The sequence below is a fragment of the Streptomyces sp. 184 genome, from assembly GCF_045781775.1.
In the GTDB taxonomy this organism is placed as follows: Bacteria; Actinomycetota; Actinomycetes; order Streptomycetales; family Streptomycetaceae; genus Streptomyces.
Genome location: NZ_CP123230.1, coordinates 3,600,765 through 3,620,198 on the forward strand (window position 1 = coordinate 3,600,765; position 19,434 = coordinate 3,620,198).

Sequence of the window (19,434 nt, forward strand, 5' to 3'; positions counted from 1 at the left end):
GCATGGGATCTCCGACTCACGGACGGCCTCGAATTCGCGGCGCACCTGGAAACGTCCGCGGCAGAGGCCGCGGCCGTGACGGCGGGATTCTTCCACCGGACGACGGGTGCCCGGGACATCGCGGTCGTCGTCGAGGGCACGACGCCCGGGGCCCTGCGTATCGAGGTCACCCCGGGGAGCACGCTGCACGAACTGCGAGGGCGGGCTGAGGAATTGCTCGCCCGATCCGGGAGCGTCGGCAATGCGGTCGGCGGGGCGACAGACGAGCACGGTGTGGGGTGCGCGGTGTCCGCGCCCGCGATCCCCGAATCCCTATCCGGTCCGGAGTCGGGGGTGGCGGCGCAGAGACAGGTCTTCTTGAGATTCGCGGAACGCGCGAGCGCCGACCCGGATGCCCGGGTGGGCGACGTGGATCTGCTGGGTACGGGGGAGCGGGCCTTGGTGGTGTCGGGGTGGAACGAGACGGGCCTTTCCGTGCCGTCCGGGACGGTGCTGGACCGGTTCGAGGCGCGAGCGCGGCGCACGCCGGGCGCATGCGCCGTGCGATGCGGCGTGGACACCGTGTCGTACGCGGAGCTGGACCGGCGGGCGAACCGGCTGGCGCGGTACGTCACGCGGCTGGGCGTGGGCCCGGAGTCGCGGGTGGGGCTCTGCCTGCCGCGCGGCGTGGAGATGGTCGCGGCGATCCTGGCGGTGTGGAAGGCCGGTGGCGCCTACGTGCCGCTGGACCCGGCGTATCCGGCGGAGCGGTTGGCGTTCATGGTCGCCGACAGCGGAGCCGCGGTCGTGCTGACGGCCGGTGCCACGGCGGGGGTGGTATCGGAGTCGGCGGCGCACATGGTGTCGCTGGACGAGGCCGCGGAAGACATCGCGGCGGAGTCGTCGGAGCCGCTGGACACGGCGCTGGAGCCGGGGCAGTTGGCGTACGTGATCTACACGTCCGGGTCGACGGGCCGCCCGAAGGGTGTGGCGGTCCCGCACGAGGGTCCGGCGAATCTGGCGGAGGCGATGCGTCCGGTCCTGGGCGTGGCGGAGGGTGTGACGGCGTTGCAGTTCGCGTCGTTCAGCTTCGACGCCGCGGTGCTGGATGTGGCGGTCACGCTGGCGGCGGGCGGCACGCTGGCGATCGCGTCGGACGAGGATCGGGTGGAGCCGGCGGCGCTGGCGGAGATGGTTCGTAGCTCCGGCGTGTCCGTGGCGAGCGTGGTGCCGTCGCTGCTGAGCGTCCTCGACCCGGCCGCCGTGCCGGGCGTACGGAACTGGGTGCTCGGCGCGGAGTTGCTGACCGCCGGCCTGGCGTCCCGCTGGACGCGGCAGGCGCGGGTGTGGAACACGTACGGCCCGACCGAGGCCACCGTCATCACCACCGCCGTCCCGCTGGACTCCGCGATCGAACCGGACGACCCGCCGCCCCCCATCGGCCGCCCCATCGGCAACGCCCGGGTCTACGTGCTGGACTCCACGCTCCGCCCCGTGCCGCCGGGCGTGACCGGGGAGCTGTACATCGCAGGTGCGGGTCTGGCCCGCGGCTACGTCGGCCGCGCCGCGCTGACCGCCGAGCGGTTCGTCGCCTGCCCCTTCGAGACGGGCACGCGGATGTACCGCTCGGGAGACCTGGCGCGATGGACGGCCGAGGGCGAGCTGGCGTTCGTGGGCCGCGCCGACGAGCAGGTCAAGATCCGCGGCTTCCGTATCGAGCCCGGCGAGGTGCAGTCGGTGCTCGCCGCCCATCCGCGGGTGTCGCAGGCGGCGGTCCTCGTACGGGAGGACAGCCCAGGGGACAAGCGGCTCGTCGGCTACGTCGCGGCGATGCGGGGCGGCGTAGACACCGGTGTCCTGCGCGAGTTCGCCGCCGGGCGGCTGCCCGAGCACATGGTGCCGGCAGCCCTCGTGGTCCTGGACGCGCTGCCGCTGACCCCCAACGGCAAGGTCGACCGCGCGGCGCTCCCGCCGCCGGCGCTCGGCGAGCCCACCCGGGGGCGCAGTCCCGTCACGCCGCTGGAGCAGCGCATGTGCGAGCTGTTCGCGGACGTGCTGCACATCGGGAGCGTCGGCTCCGACGACAACTTCTTCGCGCTCGGCGGTGATTCGATCCGGTCGATGCTGCTGGTGTCCGCGGCCCGCGACGCCGGCTTCGCTCTGACCACGCGGCAGGTCTTCGAGGGCCGGACGCCGGCGCGCCTGGCGGCCCTGGTCGCGTCGGCCCGCGGCAAGGGCCCTGCCGAAGCGAGGCCGGACGCCCCGCTGCTGCATCTCGGCGCGGAGCAGCGGGCCGAGCTGGCAGCCGCGGTGCCGGGGCTCGTGGACGTACTCCCGCTCGCGCCGCTGCAAGAGGGCCTGCTCTTCCACGCGCTGTACGACGCGCAGACGCCGGACGCGTACGTCGGCCAACTCGTCGTGGACGTGGCCGGGGCGCTGGACCCGGGCCTGGTGCGGGTGTCGTGGCAGGCGTTGCTGGACCGTCACACCGGTCTGCGGGCCGGCTTTCGGCAGCCCGCGGGGACGGGCCGGCCGGTGCAGGTGGTGGTCGACGCTGTCGAGCTGCCGTGGCGCGAGGAGGACCTGGCCGGACTGGGCGCCGCGGAAGCACAGGCGGAGTCCGAACGGATCGCGGACGCCGAGCGGGAGCGGCGCTTCGATCTGGGGCGGGCGCCGCTGCTGCGGGTGGCCCTGCTGCGGCTCGGCGCGGAGCGGTACCGGATGGTCGTCACCCTGCACCACATCGCCCTGGACGGCTGGTCGCTGCCGGTCGTCCTGCGCGAGCTGTGGACCCTCTACGCGGCGGGCGGTGACGTCTCCGTCCTGCCGCCCGCGACGCCGCACCGCGACCACCTGGCGTGGCTGCACCGCCAGGACGACGAAGCCGCTGCCGAGGCGTGGCGGCAGGCGCTCGCCGACGTGGACGAGCCGACGCTCGTGGCACCGGCCGGCCGGGACGCCGGACCGGCGCCCACCGGCAAGGTGGTCGCGGAACCGGGCGCCGAGCTGACCGCGGCGCTGGAAGACCTCGCCCGCGGGCGGGGACTGACGCTCAACACGGTGCTGGAGACCGCCTGGGCGATGGTCGTGGGGCAGCTCGCGGGCCGCAGCGACGTCGTCTTCGGCACCGTGGTCGCCGGCCGGCCGGCGGAGCTGCCGGGCACGGCCGACATGGTCGGGCTCTTCCTCAACACGGTCCCCGTACGGGTGCGGGTAGCGCCCGGGCAGACGATCGCCGAAGTCCTCGACGCCGTCCGGGCACAGCAGACCGCCCTCCTCGACCACCAGCACCTGGGCCTCGCGGACATCCAGCGGCTCGCCGGGCCCGCCGCGGCCTTCGACACCCTGATGACGTTCCGGACCTATGGCGCCGCGGCGAGCGCGCCGCCGGAGCCGCTGCGGCTCACCGGCTCCCGGCTGCGCGAGTCCACCACGTACGCCCTGGCCCTGGGCGTGGAGCCGGACGACGGCATGAAGCTCTGGCTCGACTACCGGCTGGACGCCTTCGACGCGCGGTCCGCGCAGGCCGTGGCCGACCGCCTCGTCCGCGTGCTGACGCAGATGGCCGCCGACCCGGGGGCCCGGGTCGGCGACATCGACGCGCTGGGCGACGCCGAGCGGGAAGCGGTGTTGTCGGGGTGGAACGAGACGCACCTCGCGGTGCCGGCGGGTTCGGTGCTGGACCGGTTCGAGGCGCGGGCGTGGCGGGCAGCCGAGGCCGTGGCGGTGCGGTGCGGGTCGGAGGCGCTGTCGTACGGGGAGCTGGACGAGCGGGCGAATCGGCTGGCGCGGTATCTGCTGCGGCTGGGCGTGGGCCGGGAGTCGCGTGTGGGGCTGTGCCTGCCGCGTGGCGTGGAGATGGTCGCGGCGATCCTCGCGGTGTGGAAGGCCGGAGGCGCCTACGTGCCGCTCGACCCCGCCTATCCGGCCGAGCGGTTGGCGTTCATGGTTGCCGACAGCGGCGCGCAGGTGGTGCTGAGCGCGGGAGACCTGGCGCCCGAAGGTGCGGTACGGCTGGACGAGGCCGTGGGGGAGATCGCGGCGGAGTCCGGTGCGCCGGTGGAGCGGCGGGTCGGGCTCGATGAACTGGCGTACGTCATCTACACATCCGGGTCGACGGGCCGCCCGAAGGGCGTCGCCGTGCCCCACCGGGGCCCGGCGAACCTGGCGGAGGCGATGCGTCCGGCGCTGGGGGTGGCGGAGGGTGTGACGGCGTTGCAGTTCGCGTCGTTCAGCTTCGACGCCGCCGTGCTGGATGTCGCCGTCACCCTCGCCGCGGGCGGCACGTTGGCGATCGCCGCCAGCGAGGAGCGGGTGGAGCCGGCGGCGCTGGCGGAGATGATCCGTAGCTCCGGTGTGTCGGTGGCCAGCGTGGTGCCGTCGCTGCTGAGCGTCCTCGACCCAGCCGCTGTGCCGGGCGTACGGAACTGGGTGCTGGGCGCGGAGTTGCTGACCGCTGACCTGGCTTCGCGGTGGACCCGGCAGGCGCGGGTGTGGAACACGTACGGGCCGACCGAGGCCACCGTCATCACCACCGCCGCCCCGCTGGACGCGCACATCGCACCGCACGATCCCTCTCCCGCCATCGGCCGGCCGATAGGCAACGCCCACACCTACGTGCTGGACGACTTCCTGCGGCCCGTACCGCCCGGTGTCGTGGGCGAGCTGTACATCGCAGGTGTGGGCCTGGCCCGCGGCTACATCGGCCGCGGCGGGCTGACCGCCGAGCGCTTCGTCGCCTGCCCCTTCGAGCCCGGCGCGCGCATGTACCGCTCCGGCGACCTGGCGAAGTGGTCCCACGACGGGCTGCTGCACTTCGCCGGGCGCGCCGACGAGCAGGTCAAGATCCACGGCTTCCGCATCGAGCCCGGCGAGATCGAAGCCGTCCTCGCCGCCCATCCGGACGTCGCCCACACCGCCGTCGTCGTACGCGAGGACCAGCCCGGTGACAAGCGGCTCGTCGGCTACGTCGTACCGAACGGCAACGGCGTCGAGCCGGATGCCCTGCGGGAGTTCGCCGCCGTCCGGCTGCCCGAGCACATGGTCCCCGCCGCGGTCGTCGTCCTCGACGCGCTGCCGCTCACGCCCAACGGGAAGCTCGACCGCAAGGCCCTGCCCGCCCCGGAGGCGTCCGGCGAAACCGCGGGCCGTGCGCCCGCGACGCCGCGGGAGGCGCTGCTCTGCGGGCTGTTCGCCGATGTCCTCGGCGTGGAGCGCGCCGGCGCCGACGACTCGTTCTTCGCGCTCGGCGGCGACTCGATCCGCTCGATGCTGCTGGTGTCGGCGGCCCAGCGGGCGGGGCTGTCGTTCACCTCGCGCCAGGTGTTCCAGCTCCGCACGCCCGCCCGGCTCGCCGCCGTCGCCGGCACCGTGACCGACGCCGGCGACCCCGCCCCGTCCGACGCGCCGCTGGTCGACCTGGCGCCCGAGGTACTGGAGGAACTGGCGGCTGCCGTACCGGACCTGGTGGAGGTGCTGCCGGTTTCGCCGCTCCAGGAAGGGCTGTTGTTCCACGCGGTGTACGACGAGCAGGCAGCCACCGACGTCTACGTCGGACAGCTCGTGCTCGGCGTGGACGGCCCGCTCGACGCCGCCGTGCTGCGGGCGTCGTGGCAGGCGCTGCTCGCCCGCCACGCCAGCCTGCGCGCCGGGTTCCGGCAGCCGTCCGGGGCGACCCGGCCCGTACAGGTGGTCGTCCAGGACGTCGAGCTGCCGTGGCGCGAGGAGGACCTGGCCGGCCTCGGGGCCGCGGAGGCGTGGGCGGAGTCGGAGCGGATCGCCGCCGCCGAGCGCGCCCGGCGCTTCGATCCGAGCCGGCCGCCGCTGCTGCGGGTGGCGCTGCTGCGGCTCGGCGCGGAGCGGTACCGGATGGTGATCACGCTCCACCACCTCGCGCTCGACGGCTGGTCGGTGCCGATCCTGCGGCGCGAGCTGTGGGCCTGCTACGCGGCCGGGGGCAGCGCCGCCGGGCTGCCGCCCGTGACGCCGTACCGCGACTACCTCGCCTGGCTGGCCCGCCGGGACAGGGCTGCCGCCGAGGGGGCCTGGCGGCGGACCCTGGCCGGCGCGGACGAGCCGACGCTCGTCGCGCCCGCCGACCGCGACGGCACCGACGCGCCCTCCCGGGACCTCGTGCGCACCGCCGGTGCCGCGCTGGACGAGGCACTGGCAGGACTGGCCCGCACGTACGGCGTGACGCTCAACACCGTGATCGAGACGGCCTGGGCGATGGTCGTGGGCCAGCTCGCGGGCCGCGGCGACGTGGTCCTGGGCGCCGCGGTAGCCGGCCGCCCGGCGGAGCTGCCGGGCATGGAACACATGCTGGGGCTGTTCATCAACACCGTCCCGGTGCGGGTGCGGCTGGACCCGGCGCGGAGCGTCGCGGACCTCCTGGCCGACGTTCAGGCGCAGCAGTCGGCGCTGATGGACCACCAGCACCTGGGCCTCGCGGACATCCAGCGGCTCGCCGGGCCCGGCGCGACCTTCGACACCGTGATGGCCTTCGAGAACTTCCCCTCCGACCTGGCCGACCCGGCCGACCCGGCCGACCCCCATGCCGCCCACGGCCCGGCGCCGGCGGGGCTGCGCTTCACCGAGGCCACCGTGTGGGGTGAGACCAACTACCCCCTGACGCTGGTCGTCGACCCCGCGGGCGGGCTGCGGCTGAAGCTGAGCCACCGGCTCGACTCCTTCGACGCCTCCGCCGCCGACGCCGTCCTCGACCGGCTGGTGCACGTCCTGAGGCAGATGGCGGCCGACCCCGGGCTGCCCGTCGGCCGGCTCGACGTCCTCGACGGCCCCGAGCGGGCGCGCGTGCTGCGGGACTTCAACGACACGGCGCGCCCGCTCGCCGCGGGTGCGCTGCCGGAGGTGTTCGGCGAGCGTGCCGCGCGCTGCGCGGAGGCCGTCGCGCTGGTCGACGGCGAGCGGGAGTGGACGTACGCGGAGCTGAACGAGGCGGCGGACCGGGTGGCCGGCGGGCTCGCGGCGCGCGGGGTGCGGCGCGGGGATCTCGTCGGCGTGGTCATGGAGCGGTCCGCGGAGCTGGTGATCGTGCTCCTCGGGATCGTCAAGGCCGGTGCCGGGTACGTCCCGGTGGCCGCGGACTGGCCGGCGGCGCGCACCGGCCTGGCGCTCGGACGGACCGTACTGACCGTCGCGGACCGGCACTCGGACACCCCTTCGGCGCCGGTCACCCGCGTCGGCGAACTGCTCGCCGCCCCCGCGGCCGGGCCGCCGCCCGTGCGCCTCGGCGCCGACGACGTGGCGTACGTGATGTACACCTCCGGCTCGACCGGACTGCCCAAGGGCGTCGAGGTCACCCACGGGGACGTGGCGGCGCTGGCTCGGGACGGCAGGTTCGCCCGCGGCCACGAGCGGGTCCTCTTCCACTCCCCGCAGACCTTCGACGCCGCCACGTACGAGCTGTGGGCGCCGCTGCTGACCGGCGGCCGGGTCGTCGTCGCGCCGCCCGGCGCGGTGACGCCCGCGCGGCTGAGGGAGCTGATCCGGCGGCACGGGATCTCCGCGATGTGGCTTACGGCCGCGCTGTTCCACCTGTTCGCGCAGGACGACCCGGAGTGCCTGGGCGGGCTGGGCGAGGTGTGGACCGGCGGCGACGCCGTGCAGGCGGAGGCGGTCCGCCGGGTGCGGGCGGCGTGCCCGGAGCTGGTGGTCGTGGACGGGTACGGGCCGACGGAGACCACGACGTTCGCGACCTCGTACCGCATCGAGCCCGGTGGGCCCGTCCCGTCACCCGTGCCGATCGGCGGGCCCCTCGACAACATGCTCCTGTACGTGCTGGACGGCTTCCTGCGTCCGGTGCCCGCCGGGGTGGTCGGCGAGCTGTACATCGCCGGCGCCGGCCTGGCCCGCGGCTACGCGGACCGGCCGGAGCTGACGGCCGAGCGGTTCGTGGCCTGCCCGTTCGCGCCGGGGGAGCGGATGTACCGCTCCGGGGACCTGGTGCGCCGGGCCGGGGGCGGCGTGCTGGAGTTCGCCGGGCGGGCGGACGCGCAGGTGAAGGTGCGCGGCTTCCGCGTCGAACTGGGCGAGATCGAGGCCGTGCTCGCCCGCCACGAGGCCGTCGGGCAGGCGGTGGTCGTCGCCCGCGAGGACCGGCCGGGCGACAAGCGGCTGGTGGGCTACGTCGTCGCGGACGGCGGGCGGCGCGTCGGCGAGGACGCGCTGCGCGCGCACGCGGCGGAGCTGCTGCCGGAGTACATGGTGCCGTCCGCGGTGCTGGTGCTCGACGCGATGCCGGTGACGGTCAACGGAAAGGTGGACCGCAAGGCGCTGCCCGCACCGGACTTCGCCGGAAGGGCGACGGGCCGGGCGCCGCGGGGCGCGGCGGAGACGGCGCTGTGCGCGCTGTTCGCCGACGTTCTCGGCCTGGCGCGGGTCGGCGCGGACGACAGCTTCCTGGAGCTGGGCGGCGACTCGATCACGTCCATGCAACTGGCGTCCCGGGCCCGCAAGAAGGGACTCGTCCTGACGCCACGTCAGGTGTTCGAGGAGCGCACCCCCGAGCGGCTGGCCGTGGCTCTGGAGACCGCCGGGGCCGGGGCGTTCGAGCCTGCCACGGACGGGCCCGGGGACGGCGACTCGGGCGTGGGCGAGGTGCCGTGGACGCCGGTGATGCGGTGGATCGGCGCGGGCGTCGCCGCCGCCGGGTTCACGCAGTGGACGGTCGTCGGCGCACCGGCCGGGCTGACGCACGAGGTGCTGGCGGACGGCGTGGGGGCCGTGCTGGACGCGCACGACATGCTCCGCGCCCGCACCGCCCCGTCCGAGGCGCGCCCCCGCCTCGTCGTCCCCGAGCGCGGCTCGCTGGAGGCGGCCGCGCTGGTCACCCGCGTCGATGCCGCCGACGTGCCGGACGGGGAGCTGGACGAGACCACCGGCCGGGCCGCCGCGGAGGCGGCGGCCGGGCTCGACCCCGCGGCCGGCGCCGGGATGCTGCGGGCGGTGTGGCTGGACGCGGGCCCGCACCGCACCGGCCGTATCGCGCTCGTCGTCCACCACCTCGCGGTCGACGGCGTGTCCTGGCGCGTCCTGCTGCCCGACCTGCAAAACGCCTGCGAGGCGCTGGCCGCGGGCCGGCGGCCCCGGCTGCATCCCGTGCCGACGTCGTTCCGCCGCTGGGCGCGCGCCCTCGTCGCCCAGGCCGGGGGCGAGGCCCGCCAGGCGGAGCTGGAGCAGTGGACGAAGCTCCTGGTGGAGCCCGAGCCACTGGTCGGCCGGCGCGCGCTCGACCCGGCCGCCGACACCGCGCGCACCCAGCGCCGCGCGTCGTGGACCGTGCCCGCGGCGCAGGCCGCCACCCTCCTCGCCCGTACGCCCACCGCGTACCACTGCGGCGTGCACGAGGTCCTGCTCGCCACCTTCGCCGCTGCCGTCACGCGCTGGCGCCCCGGCGGGCACACCGGGCTGCTGGTGGACATGGAGGGCCACGGCCGGGAGGAGGTCGGCGGCCTCGACCCGTCGCAGACCGTCGGCTGGTTCACCACGGTCCACCCGCTGCGGCTCGAACTCGGCGGCATCGACCTGGACGAGGCCCGCGGCGGCGGCCCCGCCGCCGGCGCGCTGCTGAAGTCCGTCAAGGAACAGGCGCAGGCCGTGCCCGGCGACCGCCTCGGCCACGGGCTGCTGCGGCACCTCAACCCCGAGACGGCCGAGGTGCTGGCCGCGCTGCCCGCACCCCAGGTCGGCTTCAACTACCTGGGCCGCTTCACGGCCGCCCCCCGCGCCGGCCGCGTCAAGGCGTGGCAGCCGGCCGGCGAGACCGCGGTCGGCGGCTCCGCCGCACCCGACATGGCGGTCACCCACGCGCTGGAGGCCAACCCGGTCATCCGCGACGCCCCCGCCGGACCCGAGGTCACCCTCGCGCTCGCCTGGGCCGGCGGCGTCCTGGCCGAGGCGGACGCCGACCGCCTCGGCCGCACCTGGCTGGACATGCTCGCCGGGCTCGCCGCCCACACCGAGGACCCGGCGGCCGGCGGCCACACCCCCTCCGACTTCCCCCTCCTCGACCTCGGCCAGGACGAGATCGACCAGTTCGAAGCGATCGCGGCGAAGCTCCAAGGAGGACTGACCCGGTGAACCCCTCAGCCGTCGCCAAAGGCTCCGCCCTGGCAGAGATGTGGCCGCTGTCGCCGCTCCAGGAAGGACTGCTGTTCCACGCCGGTTTCGACGCCGACAGCCCGGACATCTACACCGTGCAGTTCATGCTCGACGTGGACGGGCCGATGGACCAGCGCCGCTTCCGCGCCGCCTGGGCCGGGCTGCTGGTCCGCCACCCGGCGCTGCGCGCCAGCTTCCACCGGCGCCCCTCCGGCGAGGCCGTACAGCTCATCACCAAAGAAGTCGCGCTGCCCTGGCGGGACGCGGACCTGTCCGCGCTGCCCGAGGCCGACGCGCTCGCCGAGACCCAGGCGCTGGCCGACGCCGAGCGCGCCCTGCGCATCGACCTCGCGGCGGCCCCGCTGCTGCGGCTGCTGCTCGTCCGGCTCGGCGAGGAGCGGCACCGGCTGGTGGTGACGACCCACCACATCCTGCTCGACGGCTGGTCGATGCCGATCCTGGTGCGGGAGCTGGCGGCGGTGTACGAGGCGGGCGGCGACCTGTCGATGCTCAAGCCCGCCCCCTCCTACGGGCAGTACCTGGCGTGGCTGCGCCGCCAGGACAAGGGCCGGGCGCAGGCCGCCTGGCGCGCCGAGCTGGCCGGGGCCGACGAGCCGACGCTTGTGGTGCCCCCGGACGCGCTCGACGGCCCGGTGGTGCCCGGGAGGGTGCGCTTCACGCTCGGCGCGGAGCTGTCCGCGGACGTCGCGGAGCTGGCGCGAGCCCACGGCCTGACCGTCAACACCGTCGTGCAGGGCGCCTGGGCGCTGGTCCTGGCCCGGCTCACCGGCCGCGACGACGTCGTCTTCGGCGCCACCGCCGCCGGTCGCCCACCCGAACTGCCCGGCGTCGAGGCCATGGTGGGCCTGTTCATCAACACTCTGCCCGTCCGCGTCCGCCTCGACCCCGCCCGCCCCGCCGCGGACCTCCTCGCCGACCTCCAGCGGCGCCAGGTCGAGCTGATGGCGCACCAGCACATCGGGCTGCCCGACGTGCAGAAGCTCGCCGGCCCCGGCGCCACGTTCGACACCCTCGTCGTCTACGAGAACTACCCCCTCACCTCCGCCGAGTCCGACGACCCCGAGGCGCTCTCCCTCCGCTTCGCGGGCGAACCCCAGGACGCCGGCCACTACCCGCTCACCCTCATCGCCTGGCCCGGCGAGCAACTGCGGGCCGAACTCTTCTACCGGCGCGACGTGTTCGAGCCCGACCGGGCGGAGACCGTCACCGCGTCCTTCGTGCGGGTGCTGGAGCAGCTCGTCGCGGACCCGGCCGCGCCGGTCGCCCGCCTCGACGCCGTCGACCCTCCGCGGCGCGCGCTGGTCACCACCGGCTGGAACGCCACCGCGGCGCCCGTGTCCGAGCCGCCGGCCCCCGAGTCGTTCGCCGCCCGGGTGGCGCGGTCGCCGGAGGCGGTGGCGGTGGTGGCCGGCGGTCAGTCGCTGTCCTACGGGGAGCTGGGCGACCGTGCGGGCCGGCTGGGCCGGTATCTGGTGGCGGCGGGTGTGGGGCCCGAGGTCCGGGTGGCGGTGCTGGTGGAGCGGTCGGCGGCGCTGGTCGAGGCGCTGCTCGCGGTGTCGCTGGCCGGGGGCGTGTACGTACCGGTGGACCCCGGCTATCCCGCCGAGCGGCTGGCGTTCGTCCTGCGGGACGCCGATCCGGCCGTGGTCCTGTGCACCTCGGCGACGTACGACGTGCTCCCGGCGGGCGGCTTCCGGACCGTGGTGCTGGACGATCCGGCGGTGGCCGCCGAGGTCGCCGCGCTTCCCGGCGGGGTGCTGCGGGCGGAGGAGCGGCGCGGGCCGCTGACGGCGGACCATGCGGCGTACGTCATCTACACCTCCGGCTCCACCGGCACCCCCAAGGGCGTCGTCGCCACCCACCACGGCCTGCGCAACCTCGTCGCCGACCGCATCGCGCAGTACGGCTTCGGCCCCGGCAGCCGCGTCCTGCAACTCGTCTCGCCGAGCTTCGACGTCTCGATGAGCGACATCTGGCCGGTGCTCTGCGCCGGCGGCCGGCTCGTCCTCGGCCCCGTACGGCTCGACATCTCCGGCGACGAACTCGCCCGCCTGATGCGCGAGGAGGGCGTCACGTACGTCGCCACCACCCCGACGCTGCTTGCCGAAGTCCCGCCCGAGGGCCTGCCGGAGCTGCGCAGCGTCGTCCTCGGCGGCGAACCCGGGTCGCCGGAGCTGCGCCGCCGGTGGCTGGCGGGCCGCGAGCTGTTCAACGAGTACGGCGTCACCGAAGCCACCGTCGCCTCCACGCTCGGCCGGATCCGCGACCCCCGCGGCACCCCGCCGATCGGCAGCCCCGTCACCAACTCCCGGGTGTACGCGCTGGACACGTTCCTCCAGCCCGTGCCGCCCGGAGTGGCGGGCGAGCTGTACCTCGCCGGGGCCGGCGTCGCCCGCGGGTACCTGGGGCGGGTGGGGCTGACCGCGGAGCGGTTCGTGGCCTGCCCGTTCGGGCCCGGCGAGCGGATGTACCGCACCGGCGACCTCGTGCGCTGGACCGGCGACGGCGAGCTGGTCTTCGTCGGCCGCGCCGACGAGCAGGTCAAGGTCCGCGGCCACCGTATCGAGCTGGGCGAGATCGAAGCCGTGCTGCGGGAGGCCGCCGGAGTCGGCGAAGCGGTGGTCGTCGCGCGCGACGACGGCCCCGGCGACAAGCGGCTCGTCGGCTACGTCGTCCCGGAAGGGCAGAACGGGCAGGGCGGGCAGGGCAGGCAGGACGTCGACCCGCGGCGGGTGCGCGCGCACGCCGCGGCGGTGCTGCCCGACTACATGGTCCCGGCCGCGGTGCTGGTGCTGGCCGGGCTGCCGCTGACGACCAGCGGGAAGATCGACAGGACCGCCCTGCCCGCACCGGACTTCGCCGGGCACGCCACCGGCCGGCCGCCCGAGGGCGAGACGGAGACCGCCCTGTGCGCGCTCTTCGCCGAGGTGCTGGGCCTGGAACGGGTCGGCGCCGACGACGACTTCTTCGCGCTCGGCGGCGACTCGATCACCTCGATGCAGCTCGCCTCCCGCGCCCGCCGCGCCGGCCTGGTGGTCACGCCGCGGCAGGTCTTCGACGAACGGACCCCCGAGCGCCTGGCCGTGCCCGCCGCCCGGGCCGCCGAACCGGCAGCGCCCGCCGGCGCGGACAGCGGCGTCGGCGAGGTGCCGTGGACGCCGGTGATGCGGCGGCTCGGCGAACGCACCGCGGGCCGGGAGTTCGCCCAGTGGACGGTCGTCGGCGCCCCCGCGGCCCTCCGGCCGGAGACGCTCGCCGGCGGCATCGGCGCACTGCTGGACACCCACGACGTGCTACGGGCCAGAACGGACCTGTCCGACGAGGCGGCCCCCCGGCTCCTCGTCGGCGGGCGGGGCTCCGTGGACCCGGCCGGCCGCGTGACCCGTATCGACGCCTCGGACGCGGGCGATCTGGACCGGCTCGCCGAGCAGGCCGCCCAAGCGGCCGTCGCCCGGCTCGACCCGGCGAACGGCGTCATGGTCCACGCCGTGTGGCTCGACGCCGGGCCCTCCCGCGTGGGGCGGATCGCGCTCCTCGTACACCATCTGGTGGTCGACGGGGTGTCGTGGCGGATCCTGCTGCCTGATCTGCGGGCGGCGTGCGAGGCGGTGGAGGAGGGGCGGAAGCCCGCGCTGGAGCCGGTGGCGACGTCGTTCCGGCGCTGGTCGCGGGAGCTGACGGCGCAGGCCGCGAGCGCGGAACGGCGGGCCGAGCTGACGCGCTGGACCGCCCAACTCGGCGCCCGCGCACCCGCACTGACCCGCCGCGCGCCGGACCCGGCCGTCGACACGGTCGCGTCGCTACAGAACCGGTCGTGGACGCTCCCCGCGGACCAGGCGGTGACGCTGACCAGCCGCACCCCGGCCGTCTTCCACTGCGGCGTCCACGAGGTGCTGCTCGCCACCCTCGCCGCCGCGGTGGCCCACTGGCGGCCGGGAGTACGCGGCGGCGTGCTCGTCGACGTCGAAGGCCACGGCCGCGAGACGGCGGGGGACCTCGACCTGTCCCGCACGGTGGGCTGGTTCACCAGCGTCCACCCGCTGCGGCTCGACGTGCACGGCATCGACCTGGACGACGTACGCGCCGGCGGACCGGCCGCCGGACGGCTGCTCAAGGCCGTCAAGGAACAGGCCCAGGCCGTGCCCGGCGACGGACTCGGCCACGGCCTGCTGCGCTACCTCAACGCCGACACGGAAGCAGCCGCGGCGGCGCTGCCGCAGCCGGAGATCGGCTTCAACTACCTCGGCCGGTTCCCCGCGGGCGGCGCGGGCCCGGTCGAGGCATGGCAGCCCGCCGGCGAGACCGCCGTCGGCGGGTCCGCCCCGCCCGGCATGCCGATACTGCACGCCCTCGGCACCAACGCCGTCATCCGCGACACCGCCGCCGGCCCCGAGCTGTCGTTCACCCTCGGCTGGCCCCCCGACCTGCTCGACCGCACGGACGTCGAACGCCTCGGACAGAGCTGGCTGGACATGCTCGCCGGCCTCGCCGCCCACACCGAGGACCCGGCGGCCGGCGGCCACACCCCCTCCGACTTCCCCCTCCTCGACCTCGGCCAGGACGACGTCGAACAGCTCGAAGAGATCGCCGGCAAGATCGAAGGAGGACTGCCCCGGTGAAGACCCACACCGCCGCTACCCGCCCGGCCCTGGAAGTGTGGCCGCTGTCGCCGCTCCAGGAGGGCCTGCTGTTCCACGCCGGCTACGACGACACCGGCCCCGACCTCTACACCGTGCAGTTCGTTCTCAGCCTCGACGGCCCCTTGGACCCCGCCCGCCTGCGCACCTCCTGGGAGGCGCTCCTCGCCCGCCACGGAGCACTCCGGGCCAGCTTCCACCGGCGCGCCTCCGGCGAGGCCGTCCAGCTCATCGCCCGCGAGGTCCGGCTCCCCTGGCGCGAAGCCGACCTGTCCGACGCCACCGGCCCGGACGCCGCAGCCCGGCTGGAGAAGCTGGCCGCCGAAGAGCGCGCCGAGCGCCTGAACCCCGCGGCGCCGCCCCTGCTGCGGCTGCTCCTCGTCCGGCTCGGAGCCCGGCGGCACCGACTGGTGATGACGACCCATCACATACTCATGGACGGCTGGTCCATGCCGGTGCTGCTCGGCGAGCTGTCCGCCGCGTACGAGGCGGGCGGCGACGCCTCCGGACTGCGGCGAACCGCCCCGTACCGGGACTATCTGGCGTGGCTGGGCCGGCAGGACAAGGACGCGGCGCGGGAGGCGTGGCGTGCGGAACTGGCCGGTGCGGACGAGCCGACGCTCGTCGCCCCCGCGGACCCCGCCCGGGCCGCCGTACTGCCGGAGCAGACCGAGGCACGGCTCACGGACGAGGCGACGGCGGGGTTGGTGGCGCTGGCGCGTGGGCGTGGGTTGACGGTCAACACGGTGGTGCAGGGGGCGTGGGCGTTGGTGTTGGCGCGGTTGGCGCGTCGTGGTGATGTGGTGTTCGGTGCGACGGTGGCGGGTCGTCCGGCGGAGTTGCCGGGTGTGGAGTCGATGGTCGGGTTGTTCATCAACACGTTGCCGGTGCGGGTGGTGCTGGACGGCGGGCAGCGGGTGGTGGAAATGCTCGCAGACTTGCAGGGTCGGCAGTCCGCCCTGATGGGCCACCAGCACCTCGGCCTCCAGGAGGTCCAGAAGCTCGGCGGGCCGGGCGCGACCTTCGACTCCCTCGTCGTCTACGAGAACTACCCTCACCCGCCCGAGGAGACCGCGGCACCCGACGCACTGTCCATCGACGTACTGGACTCCCGCGAAGCGACCAACTACCCGCTGACCCTCGGCATCGATGTCGCCGACCACCTCGAAGTCCGGGTGACGTACCGGCCGGACCTCTTCGGTGCGGGCAAGGCGGACGGGCTGGCGCGCCGGTTGGTGCGGGTGCTGGAGCAGGTGGTGGCGGACCCGTCGGTGCGGGTGGGTGACGTGGACGTGCTGGCGGCCGAGGAGCGGTCGCGGGTGGTGTCGGGGTGGAATGCCACGGAGTTGGCGGTGCCGGCGGGTTCGGTGCTGGATCGGGTGGGGGAGTGGGTGCGGCGGTCGCCGGGTGCGGTGGCTGTGCGGTGCGGGGCTGAAGCGCTGTCGTACGGGGAGTTGGATGCCCGGGCGAATCGGCTGGCGCGGTATCTGCTGCGGCTGGGTGTGGGCCGTGAGTCTCGGGTGGGGCTGTGCCTGCCGCGCGGTGTGGAGATGGTCGCGGCGATCCTGGCGGTGTGGAAGGCCGGTGGCGCCTACGTGCCGTTGGATCCGGCGTATCCGGCGGACCGGTTGGCGTTCATGGTCGCCGACTCCGGCGCGCAGGTGGTGCTGAGCGCGGGAGACCTGGCGCCTGAGGGTGCGGTGCGGCTGGACGAGGTAGCGGGGGAGATCGGAGCGGAGTCGGCGGAGCCGCCGGCCACGGTGGTCGAACCGGGACAGCTCGCCTACGTGATCTACACATCCGGGTCGACGGGCCGTCCGAAGGGCGTTGCGGTCCCGCACGAGGGCCCGGCGAATCTGGCGGAGGCGATGCGTCCGGTCCTGGGCGTGGCGCAGGACGTGACGGTGTTGCAGTTCGCGTCGTTCAGCTTCGACGCCGCGGTGCTCGATGTCGCCGTCACTCTCGCCGCGGGCGGCACGCTGGCGATCGCGTCGGACGAGGAGCGCGTCGAACCGGCGGCGCTGGCCGAGATGATCCGTAGCTCCGGCGTGTCCGTGGCCAGCGTGGTGCCGTCGCTGCTGAGCGTCCTCGACCCGGCCGCGGTCACGGGCGTACGGAACTGGGTGCTCGGCGCGGAGCTGCTGACCGCTGATCTCGCATCAAAGTGGTCGCGGCAGGCCAAGGTGTGGAACACGTACGGCCCGACCGAGGCCACCGTCATCACCACCGCCACCCCCCTCGACTCTGATATCGAGCCGCACGACGCCGCTCCTGCCATCGGCCGCCCCATCGGCAACGCCCACACCTACGTACTGGACGACTTCCTGCGGCCCGTACCGCCGGGTGTCGTGGGGGAGCTGTACCTCGCCGGCCCCGGTCTGGCCCGCGGCTACATCGGCCGCGGCGGGCTGACCGCCGAACGCTTCGTCGCCTGCCTCTTCGAGCCCGGCGCGCGCATGTACCGCTCCGGCGACCTCGCCCGCTGGTCCGACGACGGGCTGCTGCACTTCGCCGGGCGCGCCGACGAGCAGGTCAAGATCCGCGGCTTCCGCATCGAGCCCGGCGAGATCGAAGCCGTCCTCGCCGCCCACCCGTACGTGGCGCAGGCCGCCGTCGTCGTACGCGAGGACCGCCCCGGCGACAAGCGGCTCGTCGCCTACGTCGTCGCCTCGGAAGGCGGCGTAGCGGCCGACGACCTGCGGGAGTTCGCCGCCACCCGCCTGCCCGAGCACATGGTTCCCGCGGCCGTCGTGACCCTCGACGCGCTGCCCCTCACTCCCAACGGCAAGACCGACCGCGCTGCCCTGCCCGCCCCCGACCTCGCCGGCCGCGTGTCCGGCCGGGCCCCGGCGAACGCGACCGAGTCCGCCCTGTGCGCGCTGTTCGCCGAGGTGCTGGGCCTTGAACGGGTGGGCGCTGACGACGACTTCTTCGCGCTCGGCGGCGACTCGATCACCTCCATGCAGCTCGCCTCCCGCGCCCGCCGCGAAGGGCTCGTGCTCACCCCACGGCAGGTTTTCGAGGCGAAGACGCCCGAGCGGCTGGCCACCGTGGCCGACTTCGAGTCGGCCCCGGCCGCCGCGGACACGGGCGTCGGTGAGGCGCCGTGGACGCCGGTGATGCGCGCGCACGGCGTACGGGCGGCAGAGCCCGGGTTCGCCCAGTGGACGGTCGTCGGCGCACCGGCCGCTCTGGGGCTCGACGTGCTGACCGCGGGTGTGGCTGCCCTGGTCGACGCGCACGACGTGCTGCGGGCCCGCGCCGACCTGTCGGATCCGGCGAACCCGCGACTCGTCGTCGCCGAACGCGGCTCCGTCGGTGGCGCCGGTCTCGTCACCCGTATCGACGCCGCCGACGCCTCCGACCTCGATGCGCTTGCCGCCGGCGAAGCCCGCGCCGCCGCCGGTCGGTTGCGCCCCGAGGACGGATCGGTGGTGCGTGTGCTCTGGCTGGACGCCGGGCCGTCCCGGGTGGGCCGGCTCGTGCTCGTCGCGCACCACCTCGTGGTCGACGGCATGTCCTGGCGCATCCTTCTCCCCGACTTGCAGGCCGTCTGCGCCTCCCTCGCGGACGGCCTGCACCCGGCCCTCGACCCCGTGCCCACCTCCTTCCGCCGCTGGGCACAGGAACTCGTCACCCAGGCGGCAACCACAGAGCGCACCGCCGAACTCCGGGCGTGGACCGACGTCCTCGGCGCCCCCGAACCGCCCCTCGGCCGCCGCCCGCTCGACCCCGCCGTCGACACCGCGGCCACCATGCGCTCGCACACCTGGACCGTGCCCGCCGAGCAGGCGGCCACCCTCACGGCCCGTACGCCCGCCGTCTTCCACACCGGCGTGCACGAGGTGCTGCTCGCGACCCTCGCCGGGGCCGTCGTCCAGTGGCGGCCGGAGACCACCGGGCTCGGTGTGCTCGTCGACATCGAGGGCCACGGCCGCCAGCCGGTCGGGGGGTTGGACGTGTCCCGTACGGTCGGCTGGTTCGCCGCCGCGTATCCGCTCCGCCTCGGCGTCTCCGGCGTCGACCTCCGCGGCGCGCGTGCCGGCGGGCCGGCGGCCGGCGCGCTGCTGAAGGCGGTCAAGGAGCAGGCGCAGGCCGTGCCCGGTGACGGCCTCGGCCACGGGCTGCTGCGGTATCTCGGGCCGGGGACCGCCGAGGCGATGGCGGCGTTGCCGCAACCGCAGATCGGCTTCAACTACCTCGGCCGCTTCCCCGCCGCTTCCCCGGCCCGTTCCCCCGAGCCGTGGCAGCCGGCCGGGGAGAGCGCCGTCGGCGGCTCCGCCGCACCGGACATGCCGGTGGCGCACGCGCTGGAGGCGAACGCGGTGGTCCGCGACACGCCGGACGGACCCGAGCTGACGCTCACCCTGAGCCGTGCGGACGGTCTGCTGGACGCCGCGGACGTCGAACGACTCGGCGCGGTCTGGCTGGAGTTGCTGGCCGGGCTCGCCGCCCACACCGAGGACCCGGCGGCCGGCGGGCACACCCCCTCCGACTTCGCGCTTCTCGACCTCGGCCAGGACGAGGTCGACGAGTTCGAAGCCGACCTCGCCGAGGACGACCTCCAGTGACCCCCGTCCCCTGAACCTGCAAAGCCGCCATATCCCCAAACCCGTCCATCCGTGAGCCCCAGGTCCCTCAAGCCGTCAGACCCCTGAGCCGCAGCCGGAGATCC

The 19,434-nt window shown here is 75.3% G+C and carries 3 protein-coding genes; all 3 read left to right on the forward strand.

Translation table 11 applies throughout. The features are described from left to right. Positions 1-357: 357 nt before the first annotated feature. Genes QBL21_RS15155 through QBL21_RS15165 form a run of 3 tightly spaced genes read left to right on the forward strand, consistent with a single transcriptional unit; the run spans position 358 to position 19,330 of the window. Positions 358-10,080, forward strand: coding sequence for an amino acid adenylation domain-containing protein (locus QBL21_RS15155; protein ID WP_407562708.1), 9,723 nt, complete (start codon positions 358-360; stop codon positions 10,078-10,080). Continuing rightward, positions 10,077-14,741, forward strand: a complete 4,665-nt coding sequence (locus QBL21_RS15160) for an amino acid adenylation domain-containing protein (RefSeq protein WP_407562709.1) — start codon at positions 10,077-10,079, stop codon at positions 14,739-14,741. The genes QBL21_RS15155 and QBL21_RS15160 overlap by 4 nt, the downstream gene beginning before the upstream one ends. Next, positions 14,738-19,330, forward strand: coding sequence for an amino acid adenylation domain-containing protein (locus QBL21_RS15165; RefSeq protein ID WP_407562710.1), 4,593 nt, complete (start codon positions 14,738-14,740; stop codon positions 19,328-19,330). Before QBL21_RS15160 ends, QBL21_RS15165 begins: the two co-directional genes overlap by 4 nt. Positions 19,331-19,434 lie beyond the last annotated feature (104 nt).